This is a genomic window from Microlunatus spumicola (assembly GCF_039536445.1).
In the GTDB taxonomy this organism is placed as follows: Bacteria; Actinomycetota; Actinomycetes; order Propionibacteriales; family Propionibacteriaceae; genus Microlunatus; species Microlunatus spumicola.
Genome location: NZ_BAAAYR010000004.1, coordinates 911,326 through 931,488 on the forward strand (window position 1 = coordinate 911,326; position 20,163 = coordinate 931,488).

Annotated in this window: 17 protein-coding genes and 3 pseudogenes; 18 read left to right on the forward strand and 2 right to left on the reverse strand. The window is 74.0% G+C overall.

Annotated elements, in window-relative coordinates:
- Nucleotides 1–27: 27 nt before the first annotated feature.
- Nucleotides 28–489 carry a DUF4383 domain-containing protein gene (locus ABD665_RS17190; protein ID WP_204910151.1) on the reverse strand — a complete coding sequence of 154 codons (462 nt, stop codon included), beginning with the start codon at nt 487–489 and terminating at the stop codon, nt 28–30.
- 140 nt (nt 490–629) lie between these two features.
- Between ABD665_RS17190 and ABD665_RS17195 the strand changes: the two genes are divergently transcribed.
- From ABD665_RS17195 to ABD665_RS17245, 11 genes are all read left to right on the forward strand, one after another.
- Nucleotides 630–1,076 (forward strand): MarR family transcriptional regulator, encoded by a 447-nt coding sequence (locus ABD665_RS17195; RefSeq protein WP_204910152.1) that lies wholly within the window; start codon nt 630–632, stop codon nt 1,074–1,076.
- Nucleotides 1,077–1,231: 155 nt separating this feature from the next.
- Nucleotides 1,232–2,695 (forward strand): MATE family efflux transporter, encoded by a 1,464-nt coding sequence (locus tag ABD665_RS17200; protein WP_204910153.1) that lies wholly within the window; start codon nt 1,232–1,234, stop codon nt 2,693–2,695.
- 145 nt (nt 2,696–2,840) lie between these two features.
- Nucleotides 2,841–3,257, forward strand: a complete 417-nt coding sequence (locus ABD665_RS17205; protein WP_204910154.1) for a TOBE domain-containing protein — start codon at nt 2,841–2,843, stop codon at nt 3,255–3,257.
- Nucleotides 3,254–4,054 (forward strand): molybdate ABC transporter substrate-binding protein, encoded by an 801-nt coding sequence (gene modA / locus ABD665_RS17210; RefSeq protein WP_204910155.1) that lies wholly within the window; start codon nt 3,254–3,256, stop codon nt 4,052–4,054. The genes ABD665_RS17205 and modA overlap by 4 nt, the downstream gene beginning before the upstream one ends.
- Nucleotides 4,055–4,121: 67 nt before the next feature.
- The gene (locus ABD665_RS17215; protein ID WP_204910156.1) at nt 4,122–4,892 is read left to right on the forward strand and encodes an ABC transporter permease; all 771 of its coding nucleotides are present in this window, start codon (nt 4,122–4,124) and stop codon (nt 4,890–4,892) included.
- A gap of 12 nt (nt 4,893–4,904) precedes the next feature.
- Entirely contained in the window at nt 4,905–5,960 is a 1,056-nt protein-coding gene (locus ABD665_RS17220) for an ATP-binding cassette domain-containing protein (RefSeq protein ID WP_204910157.1), read from the forward strand.
- A 56-nt stretch (nt 5,961–6,016) separates the two neighbouring features.
- Nucleotides 6,017–6,499, forward strand: coding sequence for a hypothetical protein (locus ABD665_RS17225; RefSeq protein WP_204910158.1), 483 nt, complete (start codon nt 6,017–6,019; stop codon nt 6,497–6,499).
- Nucleotides 6,500–6,633: 134 nt separating this feature from the next.
- Nucleotides 6,634–7,152, forward strand: coding sequence for a DUF1707 domain-containing protein (locus ABD665_RS17230; protein WP_204910159.1), 519 nt, complete (start codon nt 6,634–6,636; stop codon nt 7,150–7,152).
- A 26-nt stretch (nt 7,153–7,178) separates the two neighbouring features.
- Nucleotides 7,179–8,609 carry a glucose-6-phosphate dehydrogenase gene (locus ABD665_RS17235; RefSeq protein WP_204910160.1) on the forward strand — a complete coding sequence of 477 codons (1,431 nt, stop codon included), beginning with the start codon at nt 7,179–7,181 and terminating at the stop codon, nt 8,607–8,609.
- Between the two features lie 127 nt (nt 8,610–8,736).
- Nucleotides 8,737–9,414, forward strand: coding sequence for a helix-turn-helix transcriptional regulator (locus tag ABD665_RS17240; protein WP_204910161.1), 678 nt, complete (start codon nt 8,737–8,739; stop codon nt 9,412–9,414).
- Between the two features lie 124 nt (nt 9,415–9,538).
- The gene (locus ABD665_RS17245; protein WP_344742558.1) at nt 9,539–10,636 is read left to right on the forward strand and encodes an alcohol dehydrogenase catalytic domain-containing protein; all 1,098 of its coding nucleotides are present in this window, start codon (nt 9,539–9,541) and stop codon (nt 10,634–10,636) included.
- 384 nt (nt 10,637–11,020) lie between these two features.
- Here ABD665_RS17245 and ABD665_RS17250 read toward each other — a convergent pair whose 3' ends face one another.
- Nucleotides 11,021–11,575 (reverse strand): hypothetical protein, encoded by a 555-nt coding sequence (locus tag ABD665_RS17250; RefSeq protein WP_204910162.1) that lies wholly within the window; start codon nt 11,573–11,575, stop codon nt 11,021–11,023.
- A 270-nt stretch (nt 11,576–11,845) separates the two neighbouring features.
- On the opposite strand from ABD665_RS17250, the gene kdpF reads away from it, so the two are divergent.
- From kdpF to ABD665_RS17285, 7 genes and pseudogenes are all read left to right on the forward strand, one after another.
- Entirely contained in the window at nt 11,846–11,935 is a 90-nt protein-coding gene (kdpF, locus tag ABD665_RS17255) for a K(+)-transporting ATPase subunit F (RefSeq protein ID WP_204910163.1), read from the forward strand.
- A complete protein-coding gene (gene kdpA / locus ABD665_RS17260; protein ID WP_344742559.1) occupies nt 11,935–13,614 on the forward strand; it encodes a potassium-transporting ATPase subunit KdpA in 1,680 nt (559 codons plus the stop codon). Before kdpF ends, kdpA begins: the two co-directional genes overlap by 1 nt.
- A gap of 44 nt (nt 13,615–13,658) precedes the next feature.
- Entirely contained in the window at nt 13,659–15,836 is a 2,178-nt protein-coding gene (gene kdpB, locus ABD665_RS17265) for a potassium-transporting ATPase subunit KdpB (protein ID WP_425562175.1), read from the forward strand.
- A pseudogene (locus tag ABD665_RS17270) lies at nt 15,836–16,153 on the forward strand (potassium-transporting ATPase subunit C); the annotation flags it as partial. The gene kdpB and the pseudogene ABD665_RS17270, both read left to right, overlap by 1 nt.
- Before the next feature lie 327 nt (nt 16,154–16,480).
- Nucleotides 16,481–16,717, forward strand: a pseudogene (locus ABD665_RS17275) (potassium-transporting ATPase subunit C); the annotation flags it as partial.
- Nucleotides 16,718–16,819: 102 nt separating this feature from the next.
- Nucleotides 16,820–19,364 (forward strand): annotated as a pseudogene (locus ABD665_RS17280) (ATP-binding protein).
- The gene (locus tag ABD665_RS17285) at nt 19,361–20,080 is read left to right on the forward strand and encodes a response regulator (RefSeq protein WP_204910166.1); all 720 of its coding nucleotides are present in this window, start codon (nt 19,361–19,363) and stop codon (nt 20,078–20,080) included. The pseudogene ABD665_RS17280 and the gene ABD665_RS17285 overlap by 4 nt, the downstream one beginning before the upstream one ends.
- Nucleotides 20,081–20,163: the final 83 nt, after the last annotated feature.

Sequence of the window (20,163 nt, forward strand, 5' to 3'; positions counted from 1 at the left end):
TCGGGCGGCCGACCCCGCCTGCGAGCGTCAGACGGTCGCGGCGCGCTCCGCACGACGACGCGTCAGGGCGACGCCGAGGCCGATCATGCCGAGGCCGAGCACCAGGTGCAGGACGTCGTCGGCGGTGTTGACCGGCACGAAGTTGGCCGCCGACTCCTGCGACACCACCAGGCCGTAGACGAAGAGGACCAGGTAGATGATCCCGCCGACGACGAGGTAGTTGCGGGCCCCGGAGACGCTCCGGGCCAGCGCGAGCCCGGCGATGCCGAACAGCAGGTGGACGATGTTGTGCAGCACGGACACCTGGAACAGGCCGAGCAGCTTGGCCTCCGAGTGGTGCGACGCGAACGACAACGTGTCGTAGTTGGTCGTGATGCCGGGGATGAACCCCAGCACGCCGACCAGCAGGAACACCACCCCGACGACGGCGGCGGCCTTCTGGACGGTGGTGCGGGTGGGGGCCGCGTAGGTGCGGTCGCTCTGGGACACGGGATCCTCCTGGGGAAGTAGAGGTGGTTGAGCCGTGCCTACCCGGCGCCCGTCGCGCAAAACGCCGGCCCCGATCGCGGGTCAAGGGCCTGACCGTCAGTTCCTTGACGGTTAGATCTCTAACAGTTAGAGTTCTCACCATGAGCGAGCAGGCACCCCCGTTGACCACCAGCCTCGAGCTGGTCCGCTGGATCGGCTGGGCCCAGCGCAAGGCGGGCGAGGACTGGATCCGCGCCCGCGAGCTCAGCCACGAGCAGGGGTTCGTGCTCGGCTACCTGGTCCAGAACCCCGGCTCGATCCAGCGCGACCTCGCGGCCGTCAGCCGGACCAGCGCCGCGAGCGTCTCGAGCCTGCTGCAGGGGCTCGAGCGCCGGGGGCTGGTCGAACGCCGGACCGAGCCCGGGGACGAGCGCCGCAAACGCGTGTTCGCCACCCCGACGGGCGCCGAGCTGATCGCCGGGTTCGGGGCCGCGATGGCCGCCGCCGACGAGACGATCCTCGCCCCGCTCGACGAGGCCGAGCGCGCCACCCTGCACCAGCTGCTCACCAAGATCACCGCGGAGCTCCCGCAGCCCTCGCGCTCCTAGCGCCACCCCGCTCCACCCGCACCGCACCACACCGCACCGAACCGCTCCACGTCACCGTCACGCGGCGCCCTCGCACGCCCTGACGCCTCCACACCACCCACCGCCACGCCGGCGTCCGTCCGGCGTGCGCTCAGACCTGCCCGGAAGGAGCAGCCATGAGCTCCACGCACGTCCCCACCACTCCCAGCACCAGCCCCGAGACCAGCACCGTCACCGTCGGCAGCAACCGCTGGTTCCTCTCCACGGCGCCGATCGTCCGTGCCCTCGTGCACCTGTGCGTGCCGTTGGCCGCGGCCATGATCGTCGGCGCCCTCTACAACGTGGTCAACGCCGGCTTCGTGGGCTCGCTGCACGACACCGCGCTGCTGGCCGCCGTGACCCTGGGCTCCCCCGTGCTCGGCCTGGTCATGGCCGTCGGCGGCGTCTTCGGCGTCGGCGGCGGCGCGCTCGTCTCGCGGCTCCTGGGCGCCGCGGAACGCGACCCCGCCGCGGCGGAGCAGGTCCGGCACGTCTCCTCGTTCGCGGTCTGGGGCTCCGTCGTCGCCGGCGTCGTGGTCGGCGGAGCGGCGCTGCTCCTGCTGGACCCGCTCGTCGGGCTGCTCGGCGCGGACGCGGCCGCCGCACCGGCGACCCGGGCGTACGTCGGGGTGCTGCTCGCCTTCGTGCCCGTCCTCGCCGCCGCCTTCTGCCTCGAGCAGCTCGTCCGGGCGGAGGGCGCGGCCCGTCAGGTGATGGTGGCGCTCGTCGCCTCCACCGTGGCCAACCTCGTGCTGGACGTGCTGTTCATCCTCGTCCTGGGCTGGGGCGTGGCCGGGGCGGCGCTCTCGGTCGGCCTGGCCAACCTCGGGGTCGTCGTCTACTTCGCGGTCTGGCTGCAGCGCCGCAGCGAGCACCTGAGCGTCGCGCCCCGGTGGTTCACGCTCTCCCCCGCCGTCGTGAGGCCCGTCCTCGGCGTCGGGGTCGGCGAGCTGCTGCAGTCCGGCTTCCTGATCGTCACCTCGCTCGTGCTCAACAACCTCGCGGCCGCGTACGGCGACGGCCCCCTCGCCGCCATGGGCGTCGCGGTCCGGATCGCCCAGGTGCCCGAGTTCCTGATCATGGGCGTCACGCTCGGCGTGCTGCCGTTGCTCGCCTACTCCTACGGCAAGGGCGACCGCGAGCGCCTGGCCGCCACCCTCCGGGCCTCCGCGCTCACGGTCGGCGGCATCGCCGCCGTCTTCTCGGTCACGGTGTTCCTCCTCCGTGACGCGATCTTCTCGGCCTTCGTGGCGGACCGTGCAGTCCTCGGGATCGGCGTCACGATCATCACCGCCCAGCTCGTGGCCATGATCGCCAACGGCTTCACCGGCTTGATCACCTCGCTGTTCCAGGGCACCGGGCGGGCGCTCGCGGCCACCGTGATGTCGGTGACGCAGGGCGTGCTGTTCGTGCCGGTCGTACTGCTCGGCAACCTCTGGTTCGGCCTCGCGGGGATCATCTGGGCCCTCACCGTCACCGAGTGCGCGGTGCTGCTCGTCGGGCTCGTCCTCTGGCTGGTCTCGCGTGCCGCGATCGAGCGCGGGCTGGCCGAGGGCAGCGCCGAACGGGCCGAGGGGGTCCTCGAGCAGGCGGCCGCCTAGCCCCCCTTCCCGGTAAGTGGTCACCCGGAGGCCGTTCCTGACCCCGGGACACCTCCAGAGCGACCACTTTCCGGCGCGACGGGGTTCCGTAGGTGCGGGAGCCTGGGACGCGTGCAGCCGCGTGTGCCGGGTTAGGATCCTGCTCGTGCCGAAGATCCGGATCCGCGACGCCGCGCAGTTCCTCAGCGTGAGCGACGACACCGTACGGCGCTGGATCGAGGCCGGCGTGCTGCCGGTGGAGACCGACGCGAGCAACCGCAAGGTCGTCGACGGACGCGCGCTGGCGCTCTTCGCCCGCGAGCACGCGAACCCTGTCGCCGACCCCTCGCGGGTGGAGCGGTCGGCCCGCAACCGCTTCGTCGGGCTGGTCACGGAGATCATCAGCGACACGGTCATGGCCCAGGTCGAGCTGCAGTGCGGCCCGTTCCGCGTGGTGTCGCTGATGAGCAGCGAGGCGGTCCGCGAGCTGGGCCTCGAGCCCGGCTCGGTCGCGGTCGCCGTGGTGAAGGCCACCACCGTGATCATCGAGACCCCCCACGACCACAAGCAGGAGACCCCGTGAAGCGCACCGCCCCGACCCTCGTCGCGGCCGCCGCCTGCGTGACGCTGCTGGCCGGGTGCGGCGGAGCGTCGAGCGCCCCCTCGGCCGGGACGTCGGACGCCGGCACGGGCTCGTCGGCCGCGCCCCAGACCCTCACCGTCTTCGCGGCCGCCTCGCTGAAGGGCACGTTCACGACGCTCGGGACGACCTTCGAGGCCCAGCACCCGGGCACGACCGTGACCTTCAGCTTCGCCGGGTCGTCCGACCTGGTGACGCAGCTGCAGCAGGGGGCGCCCGCGGACGTGTTCGCGTCGGCGGACGCCGCCAACATGACCAAGGTCGTCAGCGACAAGCTGGTCGCGGGGTCGCCGGTCGACTTCGCGACCAACACCCTCGAGATCGCGGTCCCGCCCGACAACCCGGCCGGCGTGACGTCGTTCGCCGACCTCTCGAAGCCCGGCGTCAGGCTCGTCGTCTGCGCGCCGCAGGTGCCGTGCGGCGCCGCCGCGGCGAAGATCGAGAAGGCCACCGCCACCACCCTCGCGCCGGTGAGCGAGGAGAACGCGGTGACCGACGTCCTCGGCAAGGTGGAGTCCGGCGAGGCCGACGCCGGCCTGGTCTACGTGACCGACGTCCGGGCCGCGGGCGACAAGGTCAAGGGCATCCCCTTCGACGAGTCGGAGGAGGCGGTCAACACCTACCCGATCGCCGCGCTCGCGGGCAGCCGGGACGCCGACCTCGCCGGGCAGTTCGTCCGGCTCGTGACCGGGGCGGAGGGCGAGCAGGTGCTGAGCGCCGCGGGGTTCGCGAAGCCGTGATCGGCCCGACCGGGTGACCGGGGCGGGTGGGGGGCCGCGGCGGGTCACGACGCGGTCCGTCTCGGGCGTGCCCGGCTGGGTCTTCGTCCCGGCCGGGCTGGGCGCCGTCTTCGTCCTGCTGCCCCTCGTGGCCCTGGCGACCAGGGTCGACTGGCCGCGCTTCGGCGCCCTGGTCACCACCGAGGAGTCGCTGGACGCCCTCGCCCTCAGCGTGCGGACGTCGGCGGCCTCGACCGCGCTCTGCCTCGTCCTCGGCGTCCCGATGGCCCTGGTCCTGGCCCGGACGTCGTTCCCGGGGCAGCGGGTAGTGCGGTCGCTCATGCTGCTCCCGCTCGTGCTGCCGCCGGTCGTCGGCGGCATCGCGCTGCTCTACACGTTCGGTCGCCGCGGGCTGCTCGGGCGCCCGCTCGAGGTGCTCGGCCTGCAGGTCGCCTTCTCCACCCTCGCCGTCGTGCTGGCCCAGGCCTTCGTCGCGCTGCCGTTCCTGGTGGTCAGCCTCGAGGGCACCCTCCGCGCGGTCGGTCAGCGCTACGAGGTCGTCGCGGCGACGCTCGGCGGAGGGCCGACCCTGGTGCTGCTCCGGGTGACGCTGCCGCTCGTGCTGCCCGGGCTCCTGTCGGGCACGGTCCTGGCCTTCGCCCGCTCGCTCGGCGAGTTCGGGGCGACGCTCACCTTCGCCGGCAGCCTGCAGGGGGTCACCCGGACGCTGCCGCTGGAGATCTACCTCCAGCGCGAGACCGACGCGAACACCGCCGTCGCCCTCTCCCTGCTGCTGGTCGCCGTCGCGGTCGCCGTCGTCGGTCTCGCCGCCGGCCGGTCCGGGCAGCGGTGGCGCTGACGTGGGCGTGACGTGGGCCTGACGTTCGCGGCGCGGCTGGACGCGCGGGGCTTCGACGTCGCCCTCGAGCTGGGCGACCACGAGCGCCTGGCGGTGCTCGGGCCGAACGGGGCCGGCAAGTCGACGCTGCTCGGCGTCCTCGCCGGGACGGTCCGCCCCGACGCCGGCCACGCCGAGCTCGACGGCGAGCCCCTGTTCGACCTGCGGGCGGGGCGCTGGCCCGCGCCGCACCGGCGCCGCGTCGGCCTGCTCGCGCAGGACCCGCTGCTCTTCCCCCACCTCGACGTCCTGGCCAACGTCGCCTTCGGACCCCGGGCGTCCGGCACGCCGCGGCGCACGGCGGAGGCCACGGCCCGGGAGCACCTCCGCGCCGTCGAGGCCGAGGAGCTCGCCGACCGGCGGCCCGGTCAGCTCTCCGGGGGGCAGGCGCAGCGCGTCGCCGTCGCCCGCGCGCTCGCCACCGACCCGCGGCTGCTGCTGCTCGACGAGCCGCTGGCCGCCCTCGACGTGACCGTCGCGCCGCTCGTCCGCCGGGTGCTGCGCTCGGTCCTCGTGGGCCGGACGACCGTCCTCGTCACCCACGACCTGCTGGACACCCTGCTGCTGAGCGACCGCGTGGCGGTCCTCGAGGCCGGCCGCCTCGTCGAGACCGGCCCGACCGCCGACGTCCTGCGGCACCCGCGGACGTCCTTCACCGCCCACCTCGCCGGGCTGAACCTCGTGCTCGGCACGGCGGACCGCGACGGCGTCCGTACGCCCGCCGGGCTGCACGTGGGCGCCGGCACCGGCGGCGTCGCCGTCGGTGCCCCGGGCGCGGCCGTGTTCGCGCCCAACGCGGTGTCGGTGTTCGCCGAACCGCCGCACGGCAGCCCGCGCACCGTCCTGCCCGCCCGCGTCGACGAGCTCTCGCCGTCGGGCGACGAGGTGCGCGTCACGACGACGACCACGACGGGGGCGACGGTCATCGCCAGCGTCACGCCCGCGTCCGTCGGCGAGCTCGACCTCTACCCCGGTCGCGAGGTCTTCCTGGCCGTGAAGGCCACCGCCGTCACGGTCTACCCGGTCTGAGCCCGCGGCACCGTCGCGGGACGCGCCGCAGCGACGGGCCGACCTAGGCTCCCCGCATGGCGATCGTCCCGTCGGGCTTCCCGGTCCCCGCCGTCCACCGGGCCCGCGGCCTGCGGCTGGAGCTGCTCGGGCCGCGGCACAACGAGGCCGACCACGCGGCCTGGACCTCGAGCATCGAGCACATCCGGGCCACGCCCGGCATCGCGGAGGGGTTCAACGGCCAGTGGCCGCCCGCGACCGGGATGACGCTGGCGGAGAACCTCGCCGACCTCGTGAGCCACGCGGAACGCTCGGCCCACGGCGTCGACCTCGCGTACACCGTCGTCGACGAGCTCGCCGACGAGGTGGTGGGCTGCGTCTACCTCAAGCCGGCCCGCGACCCGCTCAGCGTCCAGGTCCTCTCCTGGGTGTCGGCCGCCCGCGCCGAGCTCGATGGTCCGCTCACCCAGATCGTCGGCGACTGGCTCCTCGCGGACTGGCCCTTCACGACGGTGCGCTACCGCCGCGGCCCCGTCAGCGTCACCCTCCGGCCCGCCTGAACCACCCCGGGGAGGACCGACGCAGTCACGCGCGGACGCGTCCGTACGACCCCGGTCTCGACCTCCTCCTACCACCGTCGCGGGGCCCGCCGCGGCCCTTCCCGACGGGGCGCCGGACGACGAGGCTGCCGCACGTGGACCCCTTCCTGACGACCGCCCCGGACCCCGACCGCGGCCCGGCGCACCTCCCCTCCCGCCCCGTCCGCCCGCTCGTCGCGGTCGGGCCCGAGCCGGCCTTCCGCGTCGGCGACGTCGAGCGGGCGGCCGCGTGCGACGCCCTCGCCGAGCACTTCGCGGCCGGGCGCCTCGACCCGGCCGAGCTCGAGGACCGGCTCGGGCGGGCGATGGCCGCGCGCACGCAGTCCGACCTCCGGGTGCTGTTCCGGGACCTGCAGCCGCGCCGCGCGGTCCCGCCCGCACCCCGGCCGACGGAGGCCGGTGAGGTGGTCGTCGAGCGCGGCGGAGCACGGGCGGCGGTCCCGTTCCTGGCCTCGCTCCTCGTCCTCAGCCTGATGCTCGCCGGCGGGATGCTGATGGTGCTGGGGACGTACAACGGCGCCCTGCTCGTCGCCGCGCTCATCGGCGGGACGGCGACCGCCCTGGCGGGCGGCTGCGTCACCGCGATCGGGCAGGCCACGCTCCGCCGACGCTGAGACGGACCCGTCGTAGCGTGACGCCCATGAGCATCTCCTCGGCCACACCCGCCCCCGACCTCACGGTGCAGGGGGCCGAGGTGCCCGACCCGCACATCGCCACCCTCGTCCTCCTCGGCGCGAGCGGCGACCTCGCCAACCGGCTGCTGATGCCGGCCCTCGGCAAGCTCCTCGACGCGGAGCCGCAGCGCCGGGGCATCGAGCTCCTCGGCGCGGGCGCGGAGGACTGGGACGCCCAGACCTGGACCGACCACCTGAAGGACTCGCTGACGGCCGCGGAGGTGTCGGCGGAGACGATCGACGCCCTGCTCGCGACGACCTCCTACCAGCAGGCGGACGTCACCTCGGCCGCCGACCTGGAGCGGCTGGTCAAGGCCGCGAAGCCCGCCCCCGCGCTCTACTTCGCGCTCCCCCCGGCCGTCACGGCCAAGGCCTGCGACGCGCTGGCCGACGTCGCGCTGCCCGACGGCACCGTGCTCGTGCTCGAGAAGCCGTTCGGCACCGACGTCGCCAGCGCCAAGGCGCTGAACGCCCGGCTCGCCACGCTGGTGCCCGAGGAGCGCACCTTCCGCGTCGACCACTTCCTCGGCCGGGCGACCGTGCTGAACCTGCTCGGCGTGCGCTTCGCGAACCGGATCTTCGAGCCCGTGTGGAACAACCAGCACGTCGAGTCGGTCGACATCGTCTTCGACGAGCAGCTGACGCTCGAGGGCCGCGCGCGCTACTACGACAAGGCCGGCGCGCTCGTCGACATGATCCAGAGCCACCTGCTGCAGGTGATGGCGCTGGTCGCCATGAACCCGGTGGGCGAGGTGTCTGCGTTCGACCTGCGCGAGGCCAAGGCCGAGATCCTCCGGGCCGCCCGGGTCTGGGGCGGTGACCCGGCGTCGGCCTCCCGCCGGGCGCGCTACGCGGCGGGCGACGTGGACGGGCGCCAGGTCCCCGACTACGCCGCCGAGCCGGGGGTGGACGCGTCCCGCGGCACGGAGACGCTCGCGGAGGTCGTGCTGGAGGTCGACAGCTGGCGCTGGGCCGGCGTGCCGTTCCGGCTGCGCTCCGGCAAGGCCGTCGGCGTCGCCCGCAAGGAGGTCGTGGTGACCTTCAAGCCCGTCCCGCACCTGCCCACGGGGCTGACCGGGGCGTGCGAGCCCGACCGGCTGCGCCTGGTCATGGGGCCGGACGCCATCGCGCTGGACCTGAACGTCAACGGCGAGGACGACCCGATGGGCATCGACCGGGTCAGCCTCGACACGCAGCTCCACCCGGGCCGCCTCCCGGCGTACGGCGAGGTCCTGGCCGGGGTGCTCGACGGCGACCCGCTGCTGGCCGTGCGGGGCGACACGGCGGTCGAGTGCTGGCGCATCGTCGACGCCGTCCTGGACGCGTGGGCCAAGGACGAGACGCCGCTGCAGACCTACCCCGCGGGCACCCAGGGGCCCGAGGGCTGGCCCGTCTGACGCCGCCCCGCACCTGCGCGAGCGAGGTGGCGCAGGTCTCTTGAGGTCGCCCGGAATATCTTCTAGACTATCGGCGATATATCGGTGACGCCGTCAGAGGGACGGCGCCAGATCTCGAGGAGACATCTTGCGTAGCCACTTCAACGCACACGAGCACGGCTTCATCCCCGCGAAGGCCTTCCGGCGCATGGCCGCCATGGCCGGCGGGTTCGACGGCCCGGGCTTCGGCCCCGGCGGTCCCGGCTTCGGTCCGGGCTTCGGCCCGGGTCGTGAGGGCGGCCCCGGCCGCGGGCGCGACTTCGGTCCCGGCCGCGGCTTCGAGGGCGGCGGCCGACGGGGCTTCGGTCCCGGCCGCGACTTCGGTCCCGGCGGCGGCCGCGCCCGCCGCGGCGACGTCCGCAGCGCCATCCTCGGCCTGCTGGCCGAGGGCCCGTCCAACGGCTACGGCCTGATCAAGGCCATCGCCGAGAAGACCGACGGCGCGTGGAAGCCGAGCCCCGGCTCGGTCTACCCCACGCTCGCCCAGCTCGTCGACGAGGGCCTCGTGGCCAAGGAGGACGGCCCCCGCGGCGCGTACTCCCTGACCGAGGAGGGCACGGCCCACGTCACCGAGAACCGCAAGTCGATCGACGCCGCGCTCGACAACGCCCGTGAGGGCGGCTCCGGCCCGGAGCTGCGCGACGCCGCCCGCAAGCTGATGGGCAGCCTTCAGCAGTTCCGCGGCGCGAGCGCCGAGCAGCAGGCGCGGGCCAAGGAGAAGGTCGACCAGCTCCGCCGCGAGCTCTACGGCATCCTCGCCGAGTGAGCCCGGGCACGTGCCGGCCGCGCAGGTCCTGACCTGTGCGGCCGGACGTGCCGGAGGACGGGTCGCACCCGGCTCGCTACCGTGAGGGCCGCGTACGCACTCCCGACCCGAGAGAAGGCACGACATGGCCGTCGACCCCGGCACCGCAGTCCCCGCGACGATGCAGGCCGTGGTGAACCACGGCCCCGAGGACTACCGCCTCGAACAGGTCCCCGTCCCCACCCGCGGACCCGGAGAGGTCCTGGTCAAGGTCGAAGCCGTCGGGATCTGCGCCAGCGACCTGAAGTGCTACCACGGCGCCGCCAAGTTCTGGGGCGATGAGAACCGCCCCGCCTGGGCCGAGACCGAGGTCATCCCCGGCCACGAGTTCACCGGCCGCGTCATCGAGCTCGACGACGAAGCCGCCGCGCACTGGGACATCGCGGTCGGCGACCGCGTCGTCGCCGAGCAGATCGTCCCCGACTGGACGTGTCGCTACTGCCTCGACGGCGCCTACCACATGTGCGCCCGCCACGACATGTACGGCTTCAAGCGCGCCACCCCCGGCGCCATGGCCACCTACATGGTCTTCACCACCGACAGCCTCGTCCACAAGGTCAGCGGCGACATCCCCCCCGCCCACGCCGCCTTCGCCGAACCGCTCTCCTGCGCCCTGCACGGCGTCGAACGCGCCCGCCTCACCTTCGACGACGTCGTCGTCGTCGCCGGCTGCGGCCCCATCGGCCTCGGCATGATCGCCGGGTCCAAGGCCAAGAGCCCGCGCCTCGTCATCGCCCTCGACCTCGACGACACCAAGCTCGCCCTCGCCGCCCGCACCGGCGCCGACATCACCATCAACATCGCCCGCGAAGACCCGGTCGCCCGCGTCAAGGAGCTCACCGACGGGTGGGGCGCCGACGTCTACATCGAGTCCACCGGCCACCCCTCCGCCGTCGGACAAGGCCTCAACCTGCTCCGCAAGCTCGGCCGCTACGTCGAGTACAGCGTCTTCGGCAGCGACGTCAGCGTCGACTGGTCGATCATCAGCGACGACAAAGAGCTCGACGTCCTCGGCGCCCACCTCGGCCCCCACTGCTGGCCCGCCGCCATCCGCCTCATCGAGTCCGGCGCGCTGCCCATGGACGACATCTGCAGCCACCAGCTCCCGCTCACCGACTTCCAACGCGGCCTCGACCTCGTCGCCAGCGGCAAGGAATCCATCAAGGTCACGCTGATCCCGTAGGCGCGAACGCCCTCCGAGCCCGTCGAAGGGCCCGGAACGGGTCGGCTCGTCTCCCCTAGAGATGCCGACCTCTTCGAGGCCCTTCGACAGGCTCAGGGGGCGTTGGTGCCGCAACGCCCCCTGAGCTCGTCGAAGGGCCCGGAACGGGTCGGCTCATCTCCCCGCCGAGACGCCGACCTCTTCGAGGCCCTTCGACAGGCTCAAGGGGCGTTCCTCTGACCTTCGACAGTCGCAGCGGGCGTCGGCCGCAACGCCCCCTGCGCTCGTCAGGGCCTCGAACGGGTCGGCTCGTCTTCGCGCACAAACGCCGACCTCTTCGAGGCCCTTCGAGAGGCTCAGGGGGCGTTCCTCTGCCCTTCGACAGTCGCAGCGGGCGTCGGTGCCTCAGCGGGTGAGGGTGAGGCTGGCGTTCGGGAGGGTGACGACGGCCGTGCCGGCGGCGTCGTCGCAGGTGACCTGGGCGGTGGCCGACTGGCCGATCAGCTGGTTGGCCAGGCCGCCGGCGGAGTAGCTCCGGCTCACGCCGAAGCCCTTGATCGCCACGTCGCCGTGCGCGCCGGTGGTCTTCAGCGTCAGGGCCGCCGGGTCGCCCTCGTACGTGCCGGTGATCTCCCCGTCGAACCGCAGCTGCGCGTTCACCGGGCCGAGGTCGAGCGTGGCCGGCTCCGACCCGTCGGAGCTGATCGTGAACCGTCCGTCGGTGAAGTCGGCGGCGATGTTCCCGCCCGACCCCTTGCCCGCGGCCGAGGCCTCGCCGCGGCCCGCGAACGTCGTCAGGACGTAGGACCCGTCCGGGCAGGGTCCGGCCGACGCGCTCGGGGCCGGGGTCGTCACGGTCGTCGAGGGTGCCGGATCGGGGGTCGGCGCCGCCTGTGGAGAGGAGCACCCCGCCGCGAGCAGCACGACGCCCACCGCGCCCAGCAGCCGCATGGTCCGCACGGCCCACCACCTTTCGTCCGGCCGCCCAGCGTAGGCGCGCCCCGCCGTCCCCGTGGCCGATCGCGGCTCCGGGGCCTCGCGCGTGAAGACCGCGTGAAGATCGCGGGGACCGCGTAGAGAGCGCGTGAAGACCGCTCCGCCGCGCGGACCCGCGGTGCTCTGCTGAAGCACGTGAGAGAGCAGAGGTCCGATGTCTGACGTGGTGTTCGTGCTGGTGACGGTGGTCGTGTTCGCCGCCCTGGCGCTGGTGGTCCGAGGGGGGCAGCGGCTGTGAGCCTCGAGAACGGGGCCGGCCTCGTCGTCGCCGTGGCCCTCGCGGTGTTCCTGGTGTGCGCGCTGCTGTTCCCGGAGCGGTTCTGATGGGCGGCGCACCTCTCCTGAGCGAGACCGCGGCCGGCGTCCTCTTCGTCGCGTCCCTGGTCCTCGTCCTGGTGCTCGTGCACCGGCCGGTCGGGAACCTCCTGCACGCGGCGGCGACGTCGGAGCGCGACCTCGCCGCCGAGCGGGTGGTCTACCGCCTCGTGGGGGTCGACGCCCGCGCCGAGCAGTCGTGGGCGACGTACGCCCGCAGCGTGCTGGCCTTCTCGGCGGTGTCGGTGCTCTTCCTCTACGGCTTCCTACGCCTGCAGGGCCACCTCCTGCTGAACCTCGGCCTCCCGGGCGTCGAGCCGTCGCAGGCCTGGAACACGGCGGTCAGCTTCGTCACCAACACGAACTGGCAGTCCTACTCCGGCGAGTCGACGCTGGGCCACCTCGTGCAGATGGCCGGGCTGGCGGTGCAGAACTTCGTCTCCGCCGCGGTCGGCATCGCCGCCGCCTTCGCGCTGGTCCGCGGGCTCGCCCGGGCGAGCAGCGCCACCCTCGGCAACTTCTGGGTCGACCTCGTCCGGATCACGCTGCGGGTCCTGCTGCCGCTGGCCTTCGTGGCCGCGCTCGTGCTGGTCGCCTGCGGGGCCGTGCAGAACCTGTCCGGCGGCGTCGACGTCACCACCCTCGCGGGCGGCACGCAGCACCTGACCGGCGGACCGGTGGCCAGCCAGGAGGCGATCAAGGAGCTCGGCACGAACGGCGGCGGCTTCTACAACGCCAACAGCGCGCACCCGTACGAGAACCCCACCTCGCTGAGCAACTGGTTCGAGGTGCTGCTGATCCTGGTCATCCCGTTCAGCCTGCCGCGGGTCTTCGGCCTGATGGTCGGCGACGTCCGGCAGGGTCGCGCCGTCGCCCTGACCATGGGCCTGCTCGCCGTGATCAGCGTCGGGCTGACCAACGCGTTCCTGGTGCACCCGTCGGGCACGGTCCCGTCGGCCGTCGGCGCCGCCCTCGAGGGCACCGAGACCCGCTTCGGGGTCGCCCAGTCGGCGACCTTCGCGGCGGTCACCACGCTCACCTCGACCGGCGCGGTCAACTCCTTCCACGACTCCTTCCCGGCCGCGGGCGGTGGCGTCGTGATGCTCAACATGATGCTCGGCGAGGTCGCCCCCGGCGGCGTCGGCTCGGGCCTCTACGGGCTCCTGGTCCTCGCGATCATCACGGTCTTCGTGGCCGGGCTCATGGTGGGCCGCACGCCCGAGTACGTCGGCAAGAAGATCGGCGGGCGCGAGATGAAGCTCGCCTCCCTGTACTTCCTGGTGACGCCGACGCTCGTGCTCGCCGGGACCGCGGCGGCCATGGCCTCGTCCTCCGCCCGGGACTCGATGCTCAACGCGGGGCCGCACGGCCTCTCCGAGGTCCTGTACGCCTACACCTCCGCGGCCAACAACAACGGCTCCGCCTTCGCCGGGCTGAGCGCGAACACGACCTGGTTCAACACCACGCTCGGGCTCGCGATGCTGCTCGGCCGCTTCGTCCCGCTCGTGCTCGTCCTGGGTCTCGCCGGCTCGCTGGCCGCCCAGGGCCGGGCCCCGGAGAGCGCCGGCACGCTGCCGACGCACCGCGGCCTCTTCGTCGGGATGCTCGCCGTCGTCACCGTCGTGCTCGTCGGCCTGACGTACCTTCCCGCCCTCGCCCTCGGGCCGCTCGCGGAGGCCCTCCGATGACCAGCCCCACGCTCCGCCACCACTCCCGAACCGAGGTGACCGCGGTGACCACCGCGACCCGAGAAGACCGACCCACGACCCGTACGCCCGACCCGCAGGAGCCCCGCCGGATCGGCGGCGGCCTGCTCGACCCGAAGCTGCTGCTCACGTCCCTGCCGGACGCGCTGCGCAAGCTCGACCCGCGCACGCTCTGGCGCAACCCCGTGATGTTCGTGGTCGAGGTCGGTTCCGTCCTCACCACCGTCCTCGCCGTCGCCGACCCCAGCGTCTTCGCGTGGTCGATCGTCGTCTGGCTCTGGCTGACCGTGGTCTTCGCCAACCTGGCCGAGGCCGTCGCCGAGGGCCGCGGCAAGGCGCAGGCCCAGGCGCTGCGGCGGACCCGCGAGGACACCACCGCGCGTCGCCTCACCGGCTGGACGCCGGGGGCGACGGCCGTCGACGAGCAGTCCGTGGCCGCCGCCGAGCTCCGCCGGGGCGACCTGGTGCTCGTCGAGGCGGGGCAGGTCGTGCCGGGCGACGGGGACGTCGTCGAGGGCATCGCGTCCGTGGACGAGTCGGCCATCACCGGTGAGTCCGCCCCCGTGATCCGGGAGTCGGGCGGGGACCGTTCCGCGGTCACCGGCGGCACCCGGGTGCTGTCGGACCGGATCGTCGTGCGGATCACGCAGGAGCCGGGCGCGAGCTTCCTCGACCGGATGATCGCGCTGGTCGAGGGCGCGAACCGGCAGAAGACCCCCAACGAGATCGCCCTGAACATCCTTCTCTCGGCCCTGACGATCGTCTTCCTGCTCGCCGTCGCCACGCTGCAGCCGCTGGCCGTCTACTCGGCCGGCGTGCAGGGCGTGGGCACGGGCTCGCTGGTCCTGGGGTCCAGCGGCGTCACCGGGATCGTGCTGGTCTCGCTGCTCGTCTGCCTCATCCCCACGACCATCGGCGCGCTGCTGTCGGCCATCGGGATCGCGGGCATGGACCGGCTCGTGCAGCGCAACGTCCTGGCCATGTCCGGCCGGGCCGTCGAGGCGGCGGGTGACGTGAGCACGCTGCTGCTCGACAAGACCGGGACGATCACCCTGGGCAACCGGCAGGCCGTCGACCTGGTCACCGCGACCGGGGTCGACGCGCAGGTCCTCGCCGAGGCGGCCCAGCTGTCGAGCCTGGCCGACGAGACGCCCGAGGGACGTTCCGTGGTCGTCCTGGCCAAGAACGGCTACGGCCTCCGCGCCCGCCCCGCCGGCGAGCTGGAGGGCGCGACGTGGGTCCCGTTCACCGCGCAGACCCGGATGTCGGGCGTCGACCTGGCGGACCCCGACGGCACCGGCGTACCGCTGCAGGTCCGCAAGGGCGCCACGGCGGCCGTGCTCGCCTGGGTGCGCCAGAACGGCGGCGGGCCCGACGCGCGCGTCGGCGAGGTCGTCGACGGCATCAGCGCGGCCGGGGGCACCCCGCTCGTGGTTGCCGAGCGCCGCGGCGACGAACCCGCCCGCGCCCTCGGCGTCATCCACCTCAAGGACGTCGTCAAGCCCGGGATGCGCGAGCGCTTCGACGAGATGCGCCGGATGGGCATCCGGACGGTGATGATCACGGGCGACAACCCGATGACCGCCGAGGCGATCGCCGACGAGGCGGGGGTCGACGACTTCCTCGCCGAGGCCACGCCCGAGGACAAGATGGCGCTGATCAAGGCCGAGCAGTCCGGCGGCCGGCTCGTCGCGATGACCGGCGACGGCACCAACGACGCGCCCGCCCTGGCCCAGGCCGACGTCGGCGTGGCCATGAACACCGGCACGTCGGCGGCGAAGGAGGCCGGCAACATGGTCGACCTCGACTCCGACCCGACCAAGCTGATCGAGATCGTGGAGATCGGCAAGCAGCTGTTGATCACCCGCGGCGCGCTGACGACCTTCTCGATCGCCAACGACATCGCCAAGTACTTCGCGATCATCCCGGCGATCTTCGCGGTCGTCTACCCCGGCCTCGACACCCTCAACGTGATGCGGCTGCACAGCCCCACCACGGCGATCCTCTCCGCGGTGATCTTCAACGCGTTGATCATCGTCGCCCTCGTGCCCCTCGCCCTGCGCGGCGTGCGGTACGTCCCCGGCGGCGCGAGCGTCCTGCTCCGCCGCAACCTCCTGGTCTACGGCCTCGGCGGCATCGTCGCCCCGTTCGTCGGGATCAAGATCATCGACCTGCTCCTCACTCTCGTCCCCGGGTTGTCCTGATGCGTCGTCCGTCCTGGTTGTCCACCCACCTCGCCGCCCTCCGGGCGCTGCTGGTCCTGACCGTCCTGCTCGGTCTCGCCTACCCCCTCGCCGTCCTCGCGGTCGCCCAGCTCCCCGGGCTGCAGAGCCGGGCCGACGGGTCGCTGCTCACCCGCTCCGGCTCCGCCCCGTCGACCAGCACCGCCCCGGTCGGCAGCCGCCTCGTCGGCCAGTCCTTCACCGACGCCGACGGCAAGGCGCTCGCGCCGTACTTCCAGACCCGGCCCTCGGCGGCCGGGGACGGCTACGACCCGACCGCGACCAGCGCGTCGAACCTCGGCCCGGAGGACGTCGTCGACACGGCGGACCGGCCGAGCCTGCTGACCCAGGTCTGCTCCCGCAGCCTGGCCGTCGGGCAGGCCGACGGCGTCGACGGCCGGCGCCCGTTCTGCACCAGCGACGGGGTCGGTGCGGTGCTCGCGGTCTTCCACGCCGAGGGGTTCGTCGGCCCGGTCACCCGCGTCGTCAGCGTCAACCAGGCGTGCCCCGCGGTGCCCTTCCTCGCGACGTACGAGGGCGTGCGCGTCGACTGCGCCACCCCGGGCGAGGACCTCACCGGCGCCGTGACCACGCCCGTGCGGGGCGACGCACCGGCCGTGCCGGCGGTCCCGGCCGACGCGGTCACGGCCAGCGGCTCCGGCCTCGACCCGCAGATCAGCCCCGCGTACGCCGCGATCCAGGTCGCCCGCGTCGCCGCTGCCCGCGGCCTGGCGCCGGCCGACGTCACCGCCCTGGTCGCGCGGCACACGTCGGGCCGGACGCTCGGCTTCCTGGGCGAGCCGCGGGTGGACGTCGTCCCGCTGAACCTCGAGCTCGACGACCTGCACCCCGTCCGCGGGTGAAGGGCACGACCGGTGCGACGCAGGGGGGATGATCGGGGCGTGGGCAGAGGTGAGCTGCGGGTCTACCTCGGCGCCGCACCGGGGGTCGGCAAGACCTACAAGATGCTCGAGGAGGGCCACCGCCGGCTGACCCGCGGGACCGACGTGGTCGTCGGGGTCGTCGAGACGCACGGCCGGCAGCACACCGCCGACCTGCTCGAGGGCCTGGAGGTCGTGCCGCGCGCGACCGTCGCCTACCGCGGCTCCACGCTCGAGGAGCTCGACGTAGCGGGCGTGCTGGCCCGGCACCCGCAGGTCGTGCTCGTCGACGAGCTCGCCCACACCAACGCGCCCGGGATGCCGCACGAGAAGCGCTGGGAGGACGTCGAGACGCTCCTCGACGCCGGGATCACCGTCGTCACGACGCTCAACGTCCAGCACCTCGAGTCGCTGAACGACGTCGTCGGCGACATCACCGGCGTCCGCCAGCGCGAGACGGTCCCCGACGCCGTGGTGCGCCAGGCCGACCATCGAGCTGATCGACATGGCGCCCGAGGCGCTGCGGCGCCGGCTCGCGCACGGCAACGTCTACCCGGCCGACCGCGTCGACGCGGCCCTGGGCAACTACTTCCGGGTCGGCAACCTCTCGGCCCTGCGCGAGCTCGCCCTGCTCTGGGTCGCGGGCAAGGTCGACGAGCAGCTCGAGCGCTACCGGGCCGAGCACGGCATCGGCTCGCCCTGGGAGACCCGGGAGCGCGTCGTCGTGGCCCTCACCGGCGGCCCCGAGGGCGACACGCTCATCCGCCGTGCGGCCCGGGTCGCGTCGCGGGCGACCGCGGCCGAGCTCCTCGCGGTGCACGTGGCCCGCAGCGACGGGCTCAGTGCGGGCAGCCCCGCCCACCTGGCCCGGCAGCGCGAGCTGGTCGAGGACCTCGGCGGCACCTACCACCAGGTCGTCGGCAGCGACGTCCCCGACGCCCTGCTGACCTTCGCCCGCGCCGTCAACGCCACCCAGCTCGTCCTCGGGGCGAGCCGTCGCGGCCGGGTGGCCCAGCTGCTCGCACCGGGCGTGGGCGTGACGACGACGGCCGAGTCGGGCACGCTCGACGTGCACCTGGTGACCCACGAGCGGACCGCGCGGAGCAACCGGGCCCTGCGCCACTGGCTGCGCGGGAGCCGGTCGAGCGCGCTGAGCCGGGGCCGCCGGCTGGCCGGGCTGGCCCTCGCCGTCGTCGGCCTGCCGGTGTTCACCGCCCTGCTGCAGCAGTTCGCGGGGGACGCGTCGCTCGCCACCGACCTCGTGCTCTACCTGCTGCTCGTCGTGGCGGTGGCGCTCGTCGGCGGCATGCTCCCGGCCCTGGTCGCGGCGGTCGGCGGCTTCCTGCTGCTCAACTACTTCTTCACCCCACCGCTGCGGCTCTTCACCATCGCCGAGCGCGAGAACCTCGTCGCCCTCGTCGCCTTCCTCGTCGTCGCGCTCTCGCTGAGCACGGTGGTCGACGCGTCGGCGCGGCGTACGCGGGAGGCGCTCAGCGCCCGGGCCGAGGCGGCCACGCTCTTCACCCTCTCCGGCAGCGTGTTGCGCGGGTCGCGCCCCCTCGACGCCCTGCTCCAGCAGGTCCGCGAGACCTTCGCCCTCGCGGGCGTCACCCTGCTGGAACGGCGCGACGAGGCCGGGCAGGGCCCCGACGTGGAGCGCAGCGACGACGCGTGGCAGGTCGTGGCCGCGGTCGGCGAGCCGACCGTCCGCACCCCGAGCCAGGGCGACGCCGAGGTCCACGTCGACCAGCGCTACAGCCTGGTGCTCGTCGGCCACCCCCTCGAGGCCGACGACCGCCGGGTCCTCGAGGCCTTCGCCGCCCAGGCCGCGGCCGCGGTGCAGCACGAGCGCCTGGAGCGGACCGCCGCCACCGCGGGTTCGCTGGCCGAGGTGGACCGCGTCCGCACCGCCCTGCTGAGCGCGGTCAGCCACGACCTGCGGACGCCGCTCGCGTCGGCCAAGGCGGCCGTCGGCACCCTCCGCTCCCCCGACCTCCACCTCGGCGCCGAGGACTCCGACGAGCTGCTCGAGACCGCGGAGGGCTCGCTCGACCGGCTCGCCGCGCTCGTCGAGAACCTGCTCGACATGAGCCGGCTGCAGGCCGGTGCGCTGGCGCTCGTGGTGGCCGACATCGACGTGGCCGACGTGATCGCCGGCGCCGTGGCCAGCCTCGGCCCGGCCGGCGCGCCCGTCTCGATCCGCACCGCCGACGACCTGCCCGAGGTCCGGGCGGACCCGGCGCTGCTCGAGCGGGCCGTGGCCAACCTCGTGCAGAACGCCCTGCGGTTCAGCCCGCCGGGCAGCGTCCCGTGCATCACGGCCAGCGCGCACGGCGACCGCGTGGAGGTCCGGGTGACCGACACCGGGCCCGGCGTGCCCGAGGACGACCGCGACCAGATCTTCCTGCCCTTCCAGCGGCTCGGGGACCACGACAACAGCACCGGCGTGGGCCTCGGGCTGGCCCTCTCGCGCGGCCTCGTCGAGGCCATGGCCGGCACGCTCACGCCCGAGGACACCCCCGGCGGCGGGCTCACGATGACGATCTCGCTGCCGGCCGTACGCCGGCCCGCGGGTGACGCCGGCAGCCCGCCGCCCGTCCCCGCCGGCGTCCGGGGAGGGGCGGCATGACCCGGGTCCTGGTGGTCGACGACGAGCCGCAGATCCTGCGGACGCTGCGCATCAACCTGCAGGCGCGCGACTACGAGGTGGTCACGGCCGGCAGCGGCCGCAGCGCCCTGCAGGCCGCGACGGACACCCAGCCCGACCTCGTCGTGCTCGACCTCGGGCTGCCCGACATGGACGGCGTCGAGGTCGTCCGGTCGCTGCGCACCTGGACCTCGGTGCCGATCCTCATCCTGTCCGGCCGCCTGAACAGCCAGGCCAAGGTCGAGGCCCTCGACGCGGGGGCCGACGACTACGTGACCAAGCCCTTCAACGTCGACGAGCTCTTCGCCCGCGTCCGCGCCGTGACCCGCCGGACGGGCGAGCCGGAGCACCCCGAGCCGGTCCGGATCGGCGACTGGCTCGTCGACGCCGAGGACCGCACCGCCCGCCGGGTCGACGGCGCGGGGCCCGGTGACGCGAGCGGGGAGGCCGACGGGGAGGACGGCCGGCTGCACCTGACCCCGACCGAGTGGCAGCTGCTGCAGGCGCTCGTCCGGCACCCCGGCCGGCTGGTCGGCCAGCGGCAGCTCCTGCAGGAGGTCTGGGGACCGACGTACGTGGAGCAGACGCACTACCTGCGCCAGTACATGAAGACCCTGCGCCGCAAGCTGGAGCCGGACCCGAGCCGGCCGCGGCACCTGATCACCGAGGCCGGGATGGGCTACCGCTTCCAGCCCTGACGGCGCTGGGCGCTCGCCCGCGTGACGTGCGCGACGGTCGCGTAGAGATCCCGTAGAAGTCGCTCACGCCCGGGCCCGGGCGT